Source organism: Allosalinactinospora lopnorensis (genome assembly GCF_000981225.1).
In the GTDB taxonomy this organism is placed as follows: Bacteria; Actinomycetota; Actinomycetes; order Streptosporangiales; family Streptosporangiaceae; genus Allosalinactinospora; species Allosalinactinospora lopnorensis.
Genome location: NZ_LAJC01000200.1, coordinates 1 through 516 on the forward strand (window position 1 = coordinate 1; position 516 = coordinate 516).

1 protein-coding gene and 1 pseudogene are annotated in these 516 nt (G+C 75.0%); both read right to left on the reverse strand.

Going from position 1 to position 516, the window contains the following annotated elements:
* Nucleotides 1–16 precede the first annotated feature (16 nt).
* Entirely contained in the window at nucleotides 17–145 is a 129-nt protein-coding gene (locus VS93_RS33155) for a hypothetical protein (protein WP_394298854.1), read from the reverse strand.
* Nucleotides 146–516: pseudogene (locus VS93_RS33160) on the reverse strand (gamma-glutamyl-gamma-aminobutyrate hydrolase family protein); the annotation flags it as partial.

A 516-nucleotide genomic window follows, 5' to 3' on the forward strand; every position in this document is an offset into this window, starting at 1 on the left:
TGCAGTCCCCTCCCTATCAGCGGTCGGCCGGCAATTCCCCTCCCCGCTCGGCCAGCCATACGAACAGGCTCTTGTCCTCGCCCATCTCCGGGTGCCACTGCACCCCCAGCACGTCGGGGGCGTCGGCGTACTCGATGGCCTCCACGGTGCCGTCGTCGGCCCACGCTGTCGCGACGACACCGTGCCCCAGGTCGGCGATGCCTGGTGGTGGTAGGACGGGACGTCGGCGGCGGTGCGGCCCAGAATCCGGGCCGTCCGGCTGTCCGGTGCGATCTGCACCGGGTGCGGGTCGAACCTGGCGAGCCGCCGCCGGTGCCGGTCGGTGCCGACCACGTCCGGCAGGTGCTGGTGCAGCGTGCCGCCGCGCGCCACGTTCAGCAGCTGCGCGCCCCGGCAGACGCCGAGCACCGGGATGCCACGCTGCAGCGCGGCCGCGAGCAGCGCGGCCTCCGCGGTGTCCCGGTGCGCCTGGACGCCCGCCGTCCGCTCGTGCGCGCACGCGCCGTAGTGCTCCGG